Below are 17914 nucleotides of genomic sequence, written 5' to 3' on the forward strand. Positions count from 1 at the left end.
AAAGGGATTTATTCAGGGAATGGCAAATCAAAAAACCATATCCAGTAGAAAAAAACAAGCAAATACTACGGATGCCAAACCATTGGTCGTCATAAACGCCCGGTCCACCTTACTCAAATCGGAAGGGCTCACGATACGGTGTTGATAGATCAGCAATGCACAATAGAAAACAATGCCTGCAACGTAAAACCACCCCAATGGCATGAAAAACACGGGCAATAGCACGAAGATAGCTGACAACACGTGTAAAACCTCGGACACGTTCAATGCTTTGCGTTTTCCTAACCAAGCCGGTATGGAACTTAGTTGATGTTCGCGATCAAATTCTTCGTCTTGCAATGCGTAGATAATATCAAATCCCGCAACCCAAAACAATACGGCTAACGCATAAAATATCGGGACAATATGGAACGCCCCCGCGACCACCATATATGCCCCAAGCGGAGCCAGCCCAAGTCCCAACCCCAATATCAAATGGCATAAAGGAGTAAAACGTTTCGTATAACTATACCCCAATACCACTGCCAATGCCACCGGCGAAAGGGAAAAACAAATCAAATTGATGAACCACGTAGCAATCACGAATAGTATGCAATTGATGATCGTAAAGGCCAGCGCTTGTGACGGAGTTACCTTCCCTGCTGGAATATCACGCATGGCCGTTCGTGGATTTACGGCGTCAATATGGCGATCGAGATAACGATTGAACGCCATTGCTGCATTACGGGCGAATACCATACACGCTAGCATTAGTAATAGCTTTACCCAATCAAAACCGTAGGCAGTGGTATTTACGGCAAGAAAAAAGCCGATTATGGCAAATGGAAGTGCAAAAATACTGTGTACAAATAGTACAAGTGAGAAATATTTATTCATAAAAGGTTGTCAGCGATCTTTTACATCAACAGGTTGAAAGTTCGAATTGATTTCGTCGATGGCGGTCAGCAACTGTTCGCATCCCAAACGGCTTTCAGCAGATGTCAGAAAATGTGGTGGGGTCTCTTCAAACCATTGTAACAACGCCTGGTGGAACTTCCTGACGTTGGAATTTGCCTTCGCTAGCGACGACTTGTCGGCCTTGGTAAAAACCAGCAGAAAAGAAATACCCTTCTCTCCAAGCCAGCGGCAAAAATCCAAATCATTCTGCTGTGGCTCATGTCGACTATCAATCAGTACAAACACACATTGCAGGTTTTCACGTATAGAAAGATAGCGTCGTATGAATTTTTCCCATACGGCACGGCTACTCTTGGATGCTTTAGCGAAACCGTACCCCGGCAAATCCACCAAGTACCAGGCGCCATTGATCAGGAAATGGTTAATCAATTGGGTCTTGCCCGGTGTCTGCGAAGTCTTGGCCAAATGACGATTCCCTGTAAGTGCATTAATCAGAGATGATTTGCCAACGTTGGACCGTCCAATAAATGCGTATTCCGGTAAATTAGCTGCCGGCAATTTATCCACCTTGGTATTGCTGCTAATAAATGTTGCCGTTTTTACAATCATGATGCAAAGGTACGGATTCTTATATTACCCCACTTTTTTCATTTAACTTCAAATCACTATTTTGGCCCCTGTAAATAATCAAGTAATGACAAAAGGTCTCCTGCTCGTTCTATCATTGGCAATGCTGCTACTTAGCGGATGCTTAACCCGAAAAAACGCACTGCCGTCCGACAGGGTTGTTGGGTCCAAGTCCCATAGAAAGGCCGCTAAAGAGACCATCATTACAGATGCATCTTCGGCACCCAAGGGTGTGCGGAAAGCGGATAGAGGTCTGCTAGCTGGGTATGCAGAAGTATTAGGTGTGCGAGCCAATGAGTTGGATAATCCCACGTTATATGCATATATCGATGATTGGATGGGGGTACCCCACCGATCCGGCGGAACGGACCACCGCGGATTGGATTGTTCCGCATTCGTCGGCTTGGTTATGCGTGATGTCTATGGTAAATCGGTACCTCGGGTATCAAAGGAAATGGCTGAACAGGTCAAGCGCAAGTATGAGCGCCAATTGCAGGAGGGCGACCTTGTCTTTTTCTCATTCGGTCGCGGCAGCATAGACCACGTGGGTATCTATCTACACAACAATAAGTTCGTTCATGTTTCGACAAGCAAAGGAGTGATCATTAGCGACCTGCACGATACCTGGTATTACCGGTATTTTACCCGGGCTGGAACCGTGAGATAACCTTATTCAGGTAAATTCGTCTTGGAAAGGTGTTCTCATTTTATTAGTTTCGCAGCAGTATATGAACAACCAGTTATCATGAACAAACTATTCAGCATTTCACTAGTCGGTTTGGTTTTCATCGCTTGTCAGCAACAAGTGCAAAAACAACAGGATGAGACACCGGCAATAGACCCGAACGCCATCACGTGCGACGGCATCGGACCGGTCAAAACCAATTACTCATATTCCGCTTTGGATAGCGTGGTTGGGGCAGATAAGCTTCAAAACGGCACCGTTGATATCGATGGGAATGCTGTGCATATCACCAAAGTATTCCCCAATGAAGCGGAAGAGATCACGGTATATTGGGCGGAAAGCCAAGAACCGTATCGCACGATAACAAAAATTGCTGTAGCAAACAATTTCGGTCCGTACCAAACCCCAGAAGGGCTACGCGTCGGTTCTACCTTGAACGAGCTAAAGGAATACAATAATTTCATGCCCGTGACCATGACTAACTTTTATAATAGTCTAGACGGTTATGCTACAATCATTGGCTTCAATGGCGGCGACATCGAAACGAAGTACCCGTGCCTCGGGGGCAAGTTCGATATTGTGAAGCAGCGGGGTGTTGATGTGCGGACGTTGGATGAGATAAAGCCAGAAAAAGAACTGAAATCTTCACACAAGCTATTCAATTCAATAGATGTGGAAGTTGTGGAGCTGAGCATTTCACCACGGTAGCCTTCTTAATCAATACCCATTACGCGCGCAACATTGTCCTTCAGTTTAGTGACATCGGTTTTTAAACCGGCGTATAATGATACGACGTTGACCGGGCGGCGCTGGATATTCCTGAAATTATGGAGCCACCCCGTTTCAACAAATAGGAAAAAACCACCGATTTTGTAATCGGCGCCCAACCCACCGCGTGCGGTAGGAGTCATGTGCGTGGTATTTTCTATTGTCACGTTGCTCCCAGAAGAAGAGACGATTGCCCGAGGCTCGACGACTACCCCCACTCCCGGACCGGCATACGCATAGACATTCAATTTATCGAATTGCTTGCGGATGCCTGCCGCGAGGTTAAGCACATAAAAATTGCTCCTACCCTTCTCCAAATCATAGGCATAATCCGGATCGTGTACCTGCTGATTATATCCAAACGTCAGAAAGTCGATCGAGGGGTAGATAAAATAATTCCGATGGGCTAATGAAATATCCAAGCCCAAACTATTGGAAAACTTTGCTTGCAACACGTCATTGGTCGCACCAAGCGCAAATCCCCATCCCATCCCGCTGGTTACATATATTTTTTGGTGGTGGATTGAATCCGCTTCCGATTGCGCCGATGCGCTCCCAATCATCAAACATGGTAAAATGAGCGAAAATAGCTTTATCATAATTCGTAGCATCTGACACTAAAACAGGAATCGCATTAAAAAGTTTTTATGCTCAAAGATACCCCTTACTTTGCGGACCGTGATTAAATAGCAGATCCACGATACTCAAACCGGGAATGAAACCGTGTTTATTCTCAAATACCTGGTAATAGGGTTTAGCGATATACGATGTATGAGCCTTTTTCGGATGGATAACTTGCCTGAAATCGGTAGCCGGTTCATAATTTTCACGATAACTTTCGGTGTATCCTGTAGGCCGGTCTATTTTCAACAGTCTGAGTAACAGCTCCAGCTGAGCCGTATTATAGTCGAATAACCACTCATGCCTCCGCTGATAAAACGGTCGGAAATCATCTTCGTAGTATTCGAAATAAGCGGAGCTGCGGTAGGCGGTCTGCAGGCTCATCCAATGGAGCCGTTGCCATTCCGCGTCATAACTGATCCGCACATCTTTCATCTTGATGTGGCCAACGTTACCGTGCTGCACCGGCACAATAAGGTCGAGCTTGCCATTTGCAGAATAAACCGATGTCCGATTGCGGTAAGTCTGTTTGGGATAATGCTCCTGCCCTTCCAATAAAATGGGTAAGGATGAGCCGTTGAGTATACTGAAATACGCAATCGGAGGTAAGTAAAATGCAGGTAAAATAAGGTGATTGTCCATGTAACGCAAGGAATGTAAGTTTGCGCCGTAAAAATAACTTAAATTAAGGATACTTCCACTTCAAAGTAGTGCCAAGCGGCTGCGGAGCACCGATGCGCATAAAAGTGCGCCGATAAAGCTTCGTTTATAAGCAATTTAATCGTATTGCATATAAACGTAACTTTATCTAAGTTTGCAGCTTCACGAAACCATCGATGGCCGTAATGCGAAAATCTTCCGTATTGTCCTTCTTTATCTACTTGCTTTCGCTGCTGCCCTTCTGGGCACTCTATCTACTTTCGGACGTTGGTTATTTATTACTATACTACGTGGTTGGCTATCGAAGGGCGGTGGTGCGTCAAAACCTTAAAAACGCCTTTCCCGAAAAGAGCATCAAAGAACGGACGCAAATTGAGCGAAAATTTTATCGCTTTCTCCCTGATCTGATCGTGGAAGCTATTAAAATGCGTAGCATCTCACCTAAAGATGTGGCAAAACGGATGAGGCTCGAACAAACCGAAGAGCTGGAACGCCATTTCCGTGCAGGCAAGGGAGTGATAGCTGTGACGGCACACTACGGAAATTGGGAATTGGGCATCCATGCCATCAGTTTGTTTACCAGCAACCCTGCGCTTATCATCTATAAGCCGCTGCGTAATAAATCGTTTGATATCGCATTCAACGGCATACGAAGCCGCTTCGGTGCCGTTATGGTGCCGATGAAGCAAACATTACGAAAAATCGTAGCGTATAGGCATCAACCCCATATCAGCGTGTTTGTGGCAGACCAAACACCTTCGCGGAGGGACTCGGAATATTTTATCCGTTTCCTCAACCAAGACACTCCGGTCTATACCGGAGTAGAAAAAATTGCGAAGACGACCGGATTTCCAGTTGTTTTCTGTCATATTGACCGGGTAACGCGGGGCCATTACTGCTGTACTTTCAACACGTTAGTGGAAGTGCCAGCGGAAGTGCCGGGTCACGGCATCACGGATATCCATAATAGCGTTACAGAAGATATCATTCGTCGCAAACCGGAGCTTTGGCTTTGGTCGCACAGGCGTTGGAAAAGGAAACCTAAACGATGAACCATTATCCGAAAGTCGCTGTCGTCATCCTAAATTGGAACGGCAGATTTTTTCTAGAGAAATTCCTGCCTTCGGTATATAATAGCGACTACCCCAACGTTGAATTTATAGTGGGCGACAACGGTTCGATGGATGATTCTGTCGAGTTCGTCACTACGTTTTATCCAGCTATCCGCATTGTAAAGAACGATAGCAATCTGGGATTTGCTGGAGGATACAATGCGGTGCTGAAAGCAGTAGAAGCGGATTACTATGTATTGCTCAATTCGGATGTGGAAGTGAGCGCGAATTGGATCACACCGGTCGTCGAACTACTGGAAACTAATCCCGACATGGCCGCTGCACAACCAAAAATCCGATCATACTACCTTCGTGACCACTTCGAACATGCAGGTGCTGCAGGCGGATTTATGGATCACTACGGATTCCCCTTCTGCAGAGGGCGGATGCTGCATGTACTTGAGAAAGACCTGGGCCAGTACGACACTCCTTGTGAGCTATTTTGGGCTAGCGGAGCCGCATTTTTCATCAAGCGACAGCATTGGGAGTTATCGGGTGGATTTGATGCAGACTTCTTTGCGCACATGGAAGAAGTGGATTTGTGTTGGCGACTTCAGCTAGCGGGGTACCGTATCGGGTATTGCCCACAATCGGTCGTCTACCACGTAGGCGGCGGCACGTTGCCATCCAGTAACCCGAGAAAAACTTATCTAAACTTCCGGAACAGTCTATTCATGCTGCAAAAAAATCTACCTTTGCTCGAAGCGGTTTGGGTCGTGTTTGCCCGCATGTGGATTGATTTGCTGGCACTGATCCATTTTATGGTGCAAGGTAAATTCCAAGACGCCTGGGCCGTAAGCCGGTCTCACCAGCGTTTTTTCCTTGATTTTTTTAAAACAGCCAAGAAACGGAAGCGACACGGACCAAAGGTCCGTCCTTTGGGGATGTATCGTGGAAGCCTGGTCTGGGCATTTTATATCCAAGGCAAAACCCTATTTGGCAAGCTCGATCGCAGGCGTTTTTTGTAAAATACAAGCTACAGATCAACTATTTGGCGAAACAGTTGTTACCTTAGCGAACATGAATTGTCGACAGTTCTTTTTTGTCAATTAAGTAACCAACTATAGTGAACCATGAAATATACAGTCCTTTCCTTGCTCCTCATCTGCCTAACAGGTTTGAATACCCAAGCTTATCAATCCGATGTATTGGCCGGGGCCTGGCACACCCAACAAGGTGATATTGAACAGACCGCTGTATTTGTAGACGGCTATCTATCGCACAGCACCTATGATGTCAAAAACAAGAAATTCATTGCGACGAGGGGCGGCACCTACACTGCTGAAAACGGCAAACTTGTCGTTACTTGGCAATATGACACGGAAAAAGCTGCGAGCAATACACCTATCGAAGCATGGGTTGGCCAGTCCAGCACGTTCGACTATAAAACCGACGAAACGCTGGCTACAAACCTCTCGGGCACCGATACCAAATGGCATCGGATAGATGCCAATGAAGGACCTATGGCTGGCGTGTGGCGTATCACCGGCAGGAAACAAGATGATGGTATCAGCAACATGCCCCTACGCGACCGAAGAACATTGAAAATACTAAGTGGCACACGCTTCCAATGGGTAGCCATCAATATCAAAACCGGAGAGTTTTCGGGTACGGGAGGCGGCGTCTATACCTTTAAAAATGGCAAATACACAGAAAATATCGAATTTTTCTCGCGTGATAACGATCGTGTAGGTGCGTCCTTATCATTCGATGGCAAAATCGAAAATGGCTCATGGCACCATTCAGGACTTAGCTCTACCGGCAATCCCATTTATGAAATCTGGGATAAGCTGGAAGAGTAACCTTATAAATTCGTATTTTCGCTGCTATGTCACCAGCAGAAGCAGCCATCCGGGTCGAAGAGCTTACACGTGAGCTCAACGAATACAGTTACCAATACTATGTATTGGCTAGTCCAACGATTTCCGATTACGACTTCGACCAGAAGCTCAAGGAATTGGAAAAACTGGAGCGGCTGTTTCCACAACTCCTGGACGCGGATTCCCCGACGCAAAAGGTTGGTGGTGACATCACCCAGCGGTTCAACACCGTGCGTCATCGCTGGCCGATGCTTTCGCTTAGCAACACGTATAGCGAGCAGGAATTGCGCGATTTCGATGAACGTGTGCGCAAGGCGATTGGTGACGACTTTGAATATGTTTGCGAGTTGAAATTTGATGGGTTATCCATCAGTCTTACGTACGAGCAGGGTTTATTAAAACGAGCCGTTACCAGAGGAGATGGTATCCAGGGCGATGAAGTCACGACCAACGTACGCACCATTAAGAAAATCCCCATCAAATTAAGAACCAACGGTTATCCTCATCTGTTTGAAATACGGGGTGAAATTCTCATGCATCGCGCGGCTTTTCAGCGGCTGAACAACGAACGGATCGAGAACGGTGAGTTGGCGTACGCGAATCCCCGTAACTTTGCCGCCGGTACGATTAAACTGCAAAATTCGGCCGAGGTGGCCCGTCGCCCATTGGACTGTTTTCTATATTTTTTATATAGCGACAATCGCAACAGGTTGTTCAATAATCATTGGGATAGCCTCCAAGCAGTCAAATCCTGGGGATTCCATGTATCCGAGCATACTGCGCTTTGTACTTCTATCGAAGAAGTGTTTGCCTTTATTGCGAAATGGGAAGAGGCACGTCACGACCTGACTTACGACATAGACGGCATTGTCATTAAAGTAAACGACTACGGTCAGCAGGAAGAGTTAGGCTTTACGGCCAAGTCACCCCGTTGGGCGATTTCCTATAAATACAAAGCCGAGCAGGTAGAAACCCTATTCCAGTCGGTCAGTTACCAAGTGGGGCGTACCGGCGCAGTGACCCCGGTGGCCAACCTGAAGCCCGTTTTGCTAGCAGGCACGACGGTAAAACGGGCCAGTTTGCACAATGCCAACGAAATTGAGCGGCTGGATCTGCGGGAAGGCGATACCGTATTTGTGGAAAAAGGCGGCGAAATCATTCCCAAGGTCATGGGTGTGAATCTTTTGAAACGCCAGCCTGGCGCTCAGCCGATCCTGTATCCCCTTCTTTGTCCGGTATGTGGGACCCCTTTGGTACGCAAGGATGGCGAAGCTGTTCATTATTGTCCCAATGAAGACGGCTGTCCGCCGCAAATCGTAGGCCGCATGCAGCATTTCATCGGACGAAAGGCGCTGGACATCGAAGGTATGGGCGACGAAACCATCGAGACTTTCTTCAGACTGGGCTTGCTCCACAACATTACGGATATCTATGTCCTCAAAGATAAACAGGACGAACTCATTCAGTTGGAGCGATTCGGACAGAAGTCTATCGACAACATGATCGCTGGCATCGAAAAATCCAAGGAAAAACCATTTGAAAAATTGCTGTTCGCCCTCGGTATCCGATATGTGGGCGAAACTGTGGCAAAAAAACTGGCTAACCATTTTAAAACCATCGATGCCTTGATGGCTGCATCCAAGGAGGAAATCCAATCGGTTTACGAAATCGGTGAGCGCATCGCCGAAAGTGTGACCGAATATTTTGCCAACGCATTGCACCGGGAACAGATTGCGCGACTGCGGAAACACGGTCTCCAATTGGTTGTTGAAGAAAAGGAAATCGAACGGCTAGGTGATGCCTTATTAGGTAAGAGTTTTGTCATTTCCGGCGTATTCGAACAGTTTAGCCGGGAGGAACTGACTGCACTTATCGAAAGCCACGGCGGTAAGTTGTTGGGCAGTATCTCCGGGAAGCTCGATTACTTGGTGGCCGGCGACAAGATGGGACCTTCGAAGCTGGCAAAGGCCGAGAAATTGGGGATACCGATTATCTCCGAGGCGGAATTTCTTCAAATGATTACTTACCGTCGATAAAATCATTTTTTTAGTTTAATTTTGGCCCGTTATGAACGAACTTTACGGCGCAGGGGTTGCGTTGATCACCCCATTTTATTCGGATGGCAGCATTGACTTCGAAGGTTTGGAGCGGGTTATTGAACACCAGATCAAGGGCGGCATGGATTATCTCGTATCATTGGGTACAACGGGCGAAGTAGCGACCCTTACCGAAGCTGAACGAAAGGCTGTATGGAAATTTACCACCAATAAAGTCGCTGGCCGTATACCGTTGGTAGCTGGCATCGGTGGCAACAATACGTTGGAAGTGATTCATCAGCTTAAGGTTTTTGATCCGGAAGGATATTGTGCCGTTCTATCCGTAAGTCCGTATTATAATAAGCCTACGCAAGAGGGTATCTACCAACATTACAAAGCGGTGGCTGCAGTATCCCCCCTACCCTTGATTCTATATAATGTTCCGGGACGTACCGGCAGCAATGTAAGCCCCGAAACGACGGTGCGGCTGGCGAAAGAGATCGGCAATATTGTGGCTACAAAAGAAGCGTCCGGTAGTTTCGAACAGTTCAGTAAAATCATGCGCGACAAGCCAGACAACTTTCTACTCATATCTGGCGATGATCCCGCTACGCTGCCTATGATGGCATTGGGAGCTGCAGGCATCATCTCTGTAGTTGGCAATGCATTTCCGGCCGAAGTGGCCTTGCTTGCAAAGTTGTGTCGCGAAAGCAATTATCTGGAAGCACGCAAAATACACAGCAGACTGATACGTATTACTGAGCTCTGTTTTACTGAAGGTAATCCCGCTGGTGTCAAAGCTATCCTTCATCAGCTGGGAATTTGTGGTTCGGCGGTGAGGCTGCCCTTGGTTGAGGCAAGTTCACAACTTGAAAAATTCGTACAGGAGGAACTGGAATTGGTTACGCTTGCCTAGCGGCATCAAACATCACGCAGTTTAATGCCCAGATCTCGGCTGGTAGTGGAGTGGCCGATATTCCATTTGACTCCACGCCATGTGGCTCCCATTAGATCAAACCTGCCTTTGGCCAGGTGTCGGACCATCAAGACCGGCATGGCAACCAGCAGATAGTAGCAACTGAAAGCCATTGCAATCGGCCATATCGCATTCCGTCGGATGAACAGCCATCGATTTCGCACCATAAAATACGTTTTTAATGGGCTTTCCTTTCCCACGCTCATCGATTCCTTATGGTAAATTTTGGCTTTCCCAGTGAAGCCGATCTTCAAGCCTGCCCGCCTGAACTTTTCGCTCCAGTCGAGCTCCTCATAATACAGAAAAAAATGTTCTTCCATTAGCCCTACTTTCGCAAGTTCCGAACGCCGACACATCATCGCCGCACCGTGGCAATAACCGGTTTCAGTCGTGATACCGTCATATTGACCGTCATCATCGTCCATGGCGCCAATACCACGGTTTCGACCTGTGAGGTAGTTCATCGGTGTATAGCCTGCATATTGCACCTTTCTTTTATTTTCATAATATAGAATAAGTGGCGAAAGGAGCCCCATATCTGGATTGCGGTCCAGTTCGTCGCATAAAGTCTGAATGAAACCGCCGGTGATTTCGGTGTCGTTGTTCAGAAAGAGCAGATATTCTCCCTTAGCATGCCGGACACCTAAGTTGTTACCGCCTGCGAAGCCGAGGTTCTTTTCTGAGCGAAGATACACGACTGACGGAAAAACTTTCCGGAAAAACGCTCCATTGTCTTCCATGGCACCGTTATCTACCACGATAACTTCTACGCGCTCTTCTCCGACATAATGCATAAGAGAGCGCAGGAAATCAGCGGTAAGTGATGCTTGGCGATAATTTACCGTAATAATCGATGTAATACGCATACTGAACAACTAATGATAGAAACGGCGCAAAACTAACTGTTTTTTAAGCAACAAGTCCCGCTAAATTAACGTATTACAGCATAATTGCACGAAGATGTAGCATATACACTACAAAACAATATTTTCAACAGGTGCACAGGCTATTTTTTAAGAATACTGTTTTATTTTTGAGCTTGAATTGAAAAACATGGAAAGATTTTGTGGCAAGACCTAATTTAAGTCACAAGCATCCAAACAGGTTATAAATTAACGCATTATCCGTAAGGCATGAAAAAAGGCTTACATTTATCGATTATCGAACGCATCCATCAACAGGCCGCTGAAACACCGGACGGTATTGCTTTGCGTTGTGGTAAGGAAGCGATTTCTTATCAGGAACTTGCCGTTGCAGCAAGCCGCCTGACGACGCGCATCCTTTCTGTCGATGATTCCTGTCCGTTTGTCGGACTAAGTGCGTCCAAAAGCCCTGATACCATCATAGGTATGGTTGCCATTATCCAATCTGGCAAAGCTTATCTTCCCTTAGACCGCGAATATCCAACCGAACGCATTGCACAGATGGTAGAAGATTCAGGCATCAAATACGTCGTGTGTGATAATTCTGAATCAGAATTTTTCGCACAATTCGGTTTAAAGACATTGACCGTTTCAACTGCCGATCCCGACGGACCTGCTGCCCATCTTACCTTGCCGGGTCCAGGCGAGCTGGTTGCACTGCTGTATACATCGGGTTCAACCGGAGTTCCGAAGGGCGTCTGCCTCACGCATGCGGGTATGCTGAACCTGATCTGTCACCAACTTCAGAACAGCAAAGCCGCAAAAGGCAGCCATAATCTTCTCTTTTCTCACCTGAGTTTCGACGCATCGTTTCAGGAGATCTTTGTAAGCCTTACCTCAGGGGGCACGTTACATATTATTGACGAGGCGGTACGGCTTGACGCCGCGCGGTTGCTGCGTTATATCGGAGAACAGGAGATCAACCGCATATTCATTCCTTACGTCGTATTGCAATATCTTACCGAAACAGCACGTAACACGGATTACTACCCCAGGTCATTAGTGGAAATCACAACGGGAGGTGAGCTATTGAAAATCACACCCGCCATCCGTAATTTTTTCATTCACAAGCCGGACTGCACCCTTGTCAATGTATACGGGCCTACCGAAACGAGCATCTGGGTAACAGACTTACGTTTATCCGGCGACGCTTCGTTATGGCCTGATATTCCCACTATCGGAATGCCGATAGAAAACGCAGATATCTTCCTGCTGGACAGCGAAATGAACGAGGTTACCCCAGGGGATGTTGGAGAAATATACATTGGAGGAGTGAATGTATCAAAGGGTTACCTGAATCGCGACGAGCTCACGCGCGAACGCTACTTCCATTGGGTAGACGGCAATGGAACGTCTCACCGCCTGTACCGTACCGGCGACCTCGGACGGGTATTGGGGAATGGTGAAATCGAATTTCACGGCCGAGCAGACCATCAGGTCAAAATCAGAGGTAATCGCGTAGAATTAGGTGAAATCGAAGTCTGCTTGGCTATTCTGCCTTATATTGCCCAAAGTGTGGTTGCTGCACGCGAAGACATTGGAAGTACCAAACGACTGGTGGCTTACCTCATTGCCGAAGACGGCCAGCAACACGATGTCTCTCAAATCCGCGAACACCTAACCCAGCATTTGCCGGATTATATGATCCCCTCAGCGTTCGTATGGCTGGATCAATTCCCAAAGACAACGAGCGGCAAAGTAGACCGCCATTCTTTGCCTATTCCGGAACTCACAAGGCCGAATATCGGTGTACTTTACCGGAGGCCGAAAGCTGGAAATGAACATAAAATTGTTGAGCTGTGGTCGGAACTGCTGCTGATCAAGCAGATCGGTGCCGATGACAATTTTTTTGAGCTGGGCGGAAATTCCCTGCTCGCTCAGCAAACCATTGCACAATTGCGGCAACGGTATGGCCTGGAAGTGGGCGTAACGCAGATATATCAATACCCCACTGCCGCCGGGTTGGCGCTGGCCATTGATAACGCGGGGGCGCTACAACCGGAACAGCCAACGGCACATAAAAAGCGGGACCGTCGTGGCAGCCGCGCTGTTGCGATCATCGGCATGGCAGGTCGATTTCCCGGGGCCGGTTCGGTAGCCGAGCTATGGGATATCCTGCTTTCGGGAGAGGAATCGGTATCAGTATTCTCAGACGAAGAGCTGGATAACGGTATTCCTGAGGATTTAAAAAGCGATCCCAATTACGTTAAAGTCCGCGGTATCATTGATCAGGTGGATGAATTTGACGCCGCCCTGTTCGGCATCACGCCCACAATGGCAAAACTTATGGATCCCCAGCAACGGGTTTTTCTTGAAATATGCCGCGATGTATTGGAATCCTCCGGTTATCTAGCTTCAAGAAACCAACATTCCATCGGTGTTTTTGCAGGCACCGGCAATAACACGTATTTCCAGAACAACCTTCAGCAACATCCGGAAGAGATTGCAAAAGTCGGTGCCTTCCAGGTTATGCTGGCGAATGAAAAAGATTACATTGCCACCAGAACCGCATATCAACTGGACCTCACGGGGCCTGCCGTAAGCCTTAATACGGCGTGCAGTACATCGCTGGTTGCCATCTCGCAGGCTGTGGAATCGATCCGGAATGGGCAATGCGACATGGCTGTTGCCGGCGGCGTATCGATTACGGTACCGGTCAAAAGCGGACACCGGTATGAAGATGGCGCGATGTTCAGTGCCGACGGGCATACGCGCACATTTGATGCGGAAGCGACCGGGACCGTGTTCAGCGACGGGGCAGGTGTTGTACTGCTCAAGGATCTGGACGATGCGCAACGGGACGGCGACACCATTTACGCCGTTATACGCGGTGTCGGGCTGAGCAATGACGGTGGAGGCAAAGGGAGTTTTATGGCGCCATCTGCCACCGGTCAAGCACAAGCCATCCGGATGGCCTTGAATGACGCAGATTTTTCGCCGGAAACCATCGGCTACATTGAGGCACACGGAACGGCAACGCCACTCGGGGATCCTATTGAAATCGAGGGATTGAAACTGGCTTTCGGGAATGTGGAGTCACGCCAATACTGCCGAATCGGGTCGATAAAAAGTAATATCGGACACCTTACCCATGCCGCTGGAGTGGCCGGAGTCATCAAAGCCGCGCTGGCACTCCACCATGGTATCATTCCGCCAACCATCCACTACAGCAAACCGAATCCGAACATCGATTTTCCCGATACTCCCTTTTTGGTCAACGACACCGCTTTTGACCTGGAGCCGGGACAGCGGTTCCGCATGGGAGTCAGTTCATTCGGTGTAGGAGGAACAAACGCGCATATCGTACTCGAAACCCATACCAGTGCCGAGAAAGAAAAAGGGGAATCCACGGCACCCAACGGCCCCGCGTTAATTACGTGGTCGGCCAAAACAACCGCATCCGCGCAACGTTATGCGGAGCGGTTGGGAGCTTTTTTGACAGCAGGGCTAGATTTATCCCTCCCTTCGCTGTCCTATACGCTGCACACCACGCGCGAGCAGCTTAATCACCGCTGTTTCGTAGTGGCAAACGACCAGCAGGAACTTGCAGACAAATTAGCTGCGCAGCAGTGGCAGGACTATACGCTCCTTGAAAAAGCCGGTACGCTGGCTTTCCTATTTCCCGGACAGGGTGCACAGTATCCAACGATGGGCCGGGATCTTTACGACAAAGAACCTGTGTACCGAGCCGCTGTTGATCACTGTGCGGAAATTTTACGGAAGGAAATGGACGAGGATATCCGCACGGTTCTATTTACTGCTGATGATGAAAGTGATCTTCTTCGAAACACCTATTATACGCAACCAGCTTTATTTGTCACCTCCTATGCATTGGCCAGCCTCTTTATAAGCTGGGGTGTGAAACCCGACGCTTTCGTAGGCCACAGCGTCGGGGAATTCGTAGCAGCTCATCTCGCAGGTATTTTTTCACTGGAAGACGCACTGCGATTAATCGCCGTACGCGGCCGCCTTTGCCAGGACGTTTCTCCCGGCGGTATGCTGTCTATACGCGCCGCGGCCGAACAAGTGACTCCGCTATTATCCGAAGGACTATCCATCGCGGCGATCAATGCTCCGAGACTCAGTGTAGTTGCCGGTCCTCATGAAGAAATAGAGCGATTCGCTGCAACACTTGAAGCGAGCGGAATTGCCTGCAAGCTCTTACACACGAGCCATGCATTCCATTCTTCCATGATGCTTTCCATCAGGGAAGCTTTTCAAGCCGAGATAAGCAAAATAGCCCTCCATGCCCCGGAAATACCCATTGTCTCCACCGTAACAGGACGTTGGTTGAGCGCTGAAGAGGCTACCGACCCTGTTTATTGGGCGAACCATTTAGTTGCTACCGTGCGTTTTTCGGAAGCTGTTATGTTTCTTCAACAGGAACTGTCGCCGGTTTATCTGGAAGCAGGTCCCGGACAGGTCACTTCCACCCTGGTTAAGCAGCATGGTCCTGAATTCGGAGCCAATGCGTTTGCATCCCTTTATCCTGCAAAGGAAGACGAACACAGCATCCTGTTTCAGGCACTGGGGAATTTATGGCTAAGGGGTTTCGAACCCCGATGGGAAAATGTATACTACGGTCATGACCTCCGGATTATCCAGGACGTTCCGACCTACGCCTACGATCGGAAAATGTATTGGATAGGTCCCAAAGAGACACCGAAACTTATCGAAAACAATTATAAACAACCCGTACACAGTACTATGAGAAAAGATCTATTAATCAGTAAGATAAAGGAACTTTTGGAAGATGCTTCAGGTATCGATATTTCCGACGCTCCTTTGCAGTCGAGCTTTATTGAAATCGGTTTTGATTCGTTGCTGCTTACCCAAGTAGCCCAAAGCCTGTCCCGTGCATTTGACGTAACGGTCACGTTCCGTATGCTGAATGAGGAGTATTACAACCTCGATCGGCTTGGCGACTATCTGGATAGCCAATTGCCGCCATCGGCTTTCCAACCGTCCCAGCCAGCTAAAGAAGCAACCCCCTCGGTTCAGCCTGTGTTCAACGCCGTCACGCCCGCATTTCCTCAGGTATCCCAACAAGTTACGGGTATACCGCAATACGACACGATTGCCCTGATATCTCAACAGATCAGCTTAATATCCCAACAAATTGCGTTATTGCAGGGTTCAGCCGTCCCGGTTACTGCGGTTCAGCCGATTTCACAGCCTGCGGCTCAACCCACGTTGCCTAACGCAAATTCAGTTTCACCCACCGAAGCCCCTTTAGCACCGGAAGAGGTGGCTGAACTGAAAAAGCCATTTGGCGCAACGGCACGCATCGAAAGGCAGGGCGCTTCTCTAGACGAAAACCAATCACGCTATCTGAACGATTTCATGAAGCGGTATGTCGAAAAAACGGCTAAAAGCAAGGTCTACACGCAGGAACACCGTTCGTATATGGCCGATCCCCGGGTCGTATCAGGTTTTAAACCGTCAACCAAAGAAATGACCTATTCCATTGTGACCAATCGGTCGAAAGGATGCAGGCTTTGGGACATCGACGGAAATGAATACATCGATGCGCTAAATGGTTTCGGATCCAATATGCTCGGTTATCAGCCCGAAGCAATTACGGAGGCCCTGCACCGGCAGATAGACGAAGGCTATGAAATCGGGCCACAACATGAAAAGGCGGGCGAGGTGTGTAAACTTATTTGCGAACTAACACGGATGGAGCGTGCCGCACTTTGCAATACCGGTTCAGAAGCGGTTCTGGGCGCGATGCGAATCGCCCGGACGGTAACGGGTCGTTCCACGATCGTGGCCTTTTCCAATTCCTACCACGGCATTGTAGACGAAGTAATTGTGCGGGGCACAAAGAAGCTGAAGACCTTTCCCGCTGCGCCGGGAATTATGCCGGAGGCGGTACAGAACATGTTAATCCTTGACTACGGCACCCCTGAGTCGCTGCAGATCATCAGGGAACGGGCTACCGAACTGGCTGCAGTGCTGGTAGAACCCGTGCAAAGCCGGCGACCGGAGTTTCAGCCTGTCGAATTTGTAAGGGAACTACGCAAAATCACTGCCGAATCGGGCACCGCACTTATTTTTGACGAGGTAATCACCGGCTTCCGCATGCATCTTCACGGGATGCAGCATCTTTGGGGCATCGAGGCAGACCTGGCCACCTATGGAAAGGTTGTGGGATCCGGTATATCCATCGGAGTCATTGCCGGTCAACGGGCTTTCATGGATGCATTGGATGGCGGACATTGGGAATATGGGAATGACTCAGTGCCGGAAATAGGTGTTACGTATTTTGCAGGTACGTTTGTCCGGCACCCATTGGCATTGGCAGCCACCAAAGCGGCGTTGGAATACCTGAAAGCTCAGGGCCCCGAGTTGCAGGAAAATCTTACAAAACGCACGAAGTCACTTGCCGACGAATTGAATAAAATCTGCCAAAAATACCGGACCCCCATGTATATTGCACAATATGGTTCGTTATGGAAAGTGAAATACCATCAAGAATTTGCCTATAGCGAATTGCTTTTTGCTGCAATGCGGCTGAGAGGCATCCACATATTGGATGGATTTCCGTGTTTCCTGACCACTGCGCATACAGACGAAGATATCAGGCAGATTCTGCACGTATTTGAAGGTAGTGTACATGAGCTGGTGAAGGCAGGCTTCATTCCTACGGACCTGGAGGACAATGCGGATTCCCTTCCCCCCGTCCCCTACGCCCGTCTGGGAAGAGATGCAAACGGGAATGCAGCTTGGTTTGTACAAGACGAGAAAAACCCGGGAAAATTTTTGCAAGTAGTTACATCTTAACCA

The 17914-nt window shown here is 48.3% G+C and carries 13 protein-coding genes; 8 read left to right on the plus strand and 5 right to left on the minus strand.

Features of this window, described 5'->3' with window-relative positions; genetic code table 11:
* Window positions 1–27 precede the first annotated feature (27 nt).
* Together IEV98_RS18860 and yihA are read right to left on the minus strand one after the other, a co-directional pair.
* Window positions 28–876 carry a UbiA-like polyprenyltransferase gene (locus IEV98_RS18860; protein ID WP_188507580.1) on the minus strand — a complete coding sequence of 283 codons (849 nt, stop codon included), beginning with the start codon at window positions 874–876 and terminating at the stop codon, window positions 28–30.
* A gap of 9 nt (window positions 877–885) precedes the next feature.
* Window positions 886–1506 (minus strand): ribosome biogenesis GTP-binding protein YihA/YsxC, encoded by a 621-nt coding sequence (gene yihA / locus IEV98_RS18865; protein ID WP_188507581.1) that lies wholly within the window; start codon window positions 1504–1506, stop codon window positions 886–888.
* Window positions 1507–1591: 85 nt separating this feature from the next.
* On the opposite strand from yihA, the gene IEV98_RS18870 reads away from it, so the two are divergent.
* On the plus strand, window positions 1592–2191 hold the full coding sequence (locus tag IEV98_RS18870) for a C40 family peptidase (protein ID WP_229738848.1): 600 nt from the start codon (window positions 1592–1594) through the stop codon (window positions 2189–2191).
* Window positions 2192–2269: 78 nt separating this feature from the next.
* A complete protein-coding gene (locus IEV98_RS18875; protein WP_188507582.1) occupies window positions 2270–2917 on the plus strand; it encodes a hypothetical protein in 648 nt (215 codons plus the stop codon).
* 5 nt (window positions 2918–2922) lie between these two features.
* On the opposite strand, the gene IEV98_RS18880 is transcribed toward IEV98_RS18875, so the two are convergent.
* Entirely contained in the window at window positions 2923–3540 is a 618-nt protein-coding gene (locus IEV98_RS18880) for a hypothetical protein (RefSeq protein WP_188507583.1), read from the minus strand.
* A gap of 88 nt (window positions 3541–3628) precedes the next feature.
* Window positions 3629–4240 (minus strand): WbqC family protein, encoded by a 612-nt coding sequence (locus tag IEV98_RS18885; RefSeq protein WP_188507584.1) that lies wholly within the window; start codon window positions 4238–4240, stop codon window positions 3629–3631.
* Window positions 4241–4434: 194 nt separating this feature from the next.
* Between IEV98_RS18885 and IEV98_RS18890 the strand changes: the two genes are divergently transcribed.
* The 5 genes from IEV98_RS18890 (at window position 4435) to dapA (ending at window position 10142) form a co-directional block, all read left to right on the plus strand.
* Complete coding sequence (locus tag IEV98_RS18890; RefSeq protein ID WP_188507585.1) at window positions 4435–5310, plus strand: lysophospholipid acyltransferase family protein; 876 nt, start codon at window positions 4435–4437, stop codon at window positions 5308–5310.
* A complete protein-coding gene (locus IEV98_RS18895; RefSeq protein ID WP_188507586.1) occupies window positions 5307–6338 on the plus strand; it encodes a glycosyltransferase family 2 protein in 1032 nt (343 codons plus the stop codon). Before IEV98_RS18890 ends, IEV98_RS18895 begins: the two co-directional genes overlap by 4 nt.
* A gap of 105 nt (window positions 6339–6443) precedes the next feature.
* A complete protein-coding gene (locus IEV98_RS18900; RefSeq protein WP_188507587.1) occupies window positions 6444–7172 on the plus strand; it encodes a membrane or secreted protein in 729 nt (242 codons plus the stop codon).
* 26 nt (window positions 7173–7198) lie between these two features.
* Window positions 7199–9226 carry an NAD-dependent DNA ligase LigA gene (ligA, locus tag IEV98_RS18905; RefSeq protein WP_188507588.1) on the plus strand — a complete coding sequence of 676 codons (2028 nt, stop codon included), beginning with the start codon at window positions 7199–7201 and terminating at the stop codon, window positions 9224–9226.
* 31 nt (window positions 9227–9257) lie between these two features.
* Window positions 9258–10142: a 4-hydroxy-tetrahydrodipicolinate synthase gene (gene dapA / locus IEV98_RS18910; RefSeq protein WP_188507589.1), complete on the plus strand. Its 885-nt coding sequence runs from the start codon at window positions 9258–9260 to the stop codon at window positions 10140–10142.
* 5 nt (window positions 10143–10147) lie between these two features.
* On the opposite strand, the gene IEV98_RS18915 is transcribed toward dapA, so the two are convergent.
* Window positions 10148–11068, minus strand: coding sequence for a glycosyltransferase family 2 protein (locus IEV98_RS18915; RefSeq protein WP_188507590.1), 921 nt, complete (start codon window positions 11066–11068; stop codon window positions 10148–10150).
* Window positions 11069–11335: 267 nt separating this feature from the next.
* On the opposite strand from IEV98_RS18915, the gene IEV98_RS18920 reads away from it, so the two are divergent.
* Window positions 11336–17911, plus strand: coding sequence for a polyketide synthase (locus IEV98_RS18920; RefSeq protein ID WP_188507591.1), 6576 nt, complete (start codon window positions 11336–11338; stop codon window positions 17909–17911).
* The last annotated feature ends 3 nt before the right edge of the window (window positions 17912–17914 follow it).

The sequence above is a fragment of the Parapedobacter pyrenivorans genome, from assembly GCF_014636865.1.
GTDB lineage: Bacteria > Bacteroidota > Bacteroidia > Sphingobacteriales > Sphingobacteriaceae > Parapedobacter > Parapedobacter pyrenivorans.

Excerpts from the sequence above, each read along its gene's own strand:
- IEV98_RS18900 (WP_188507587.1), top strand. The coding sequence starts at position 6,444 with ATGAAATATACAGTCCTTTCCTTGCTCCTCATCTGCCTAACAGGTTTG.
- IEV98_RS18920 (WP_188507591.1), top strand. The coding sequence starts at position 11,336 with ATGAAAAAAGGCTTACATTTATCGATTATCGAACGCATCCATCAACAG.
- IEV98_RS18870 (WP_229738848.1), top strand. The coding sequence starts at position 1,592 with ATGACAAAAGGTCTCCTGCTCGTTCTATCATTGGCAATGCTGCTACTT.
- ligA (WP_188507588.1), top strand. The coding sequence starts at position 7,199 with ATGTCACCAGCAGAAGCAGCCATCCGGGTCGAAGAGCTTACACGTGAG.
- yihA (WP_188507581.1), bottom strand. The coding sequence starts at position 1,506 with ATGATTGTAAAAACGGCAACATTTATTAGCAGCAATACCAAGGTGGAT.
- IEV98_RS18875 (WP_188507582.1), top strand. The coding sequence starts at position 2,270 with ATGAACAAACTATTCAGCATTTCACTAGTCGGTTTGGTTTTCATCGCT.
- dapA (WP_188507589.1), top strand. The coding sequence starts at position 9,258 with ATGAACGAACTTTACGGCGCAGGGGTTGCGTTGATCACCCCATTTTAT.
- IEV98_RS18860 (WP_188507580.1), bottom strand. The coding sequence starts at position 876 with ATGAATAAATATTTCTCACTTGTACTATTTGTACACAGTATTTTTGCA.
- IEV98_RS18915 (WP_188507590.1), bottom strand. The coding sequence starts at position 11,068 with ATGCGTATTACATCGATTATTACGGTAAATTATCGCCAAGCATCACTT.
- IEV98_RS18885 (WP_188507584.1), bottom strand. The coding sequence starts at position 4,240 with ATGGACAATCACCTTATTTTACCTGCATTTTACTTACCTCCGATTGCG.
- IEV98_RS18895 (WP_188507586.1), top strand. The coding sequence starts at position 5,307 with ATGAACCATTATCCGAAAGTCGCTGTCGTCATCCTAAATTGGAACGGC.
- IEV98_RS18880 (WP_188507583.1), bottom strand. The coding sequence starts at position 3,540 with ATGATTGGGAGCGCATCGGCGCAATCGGAAGCGGATTCAATCCACCAC.
- IEV98_RS18890 (WP_188507585.1), top strand. The coding sequence starts at position 4,435 with ATGGCCGTAATGCGAAAATCTTCCGTATTGTCCTTCTTTATCTACTTG.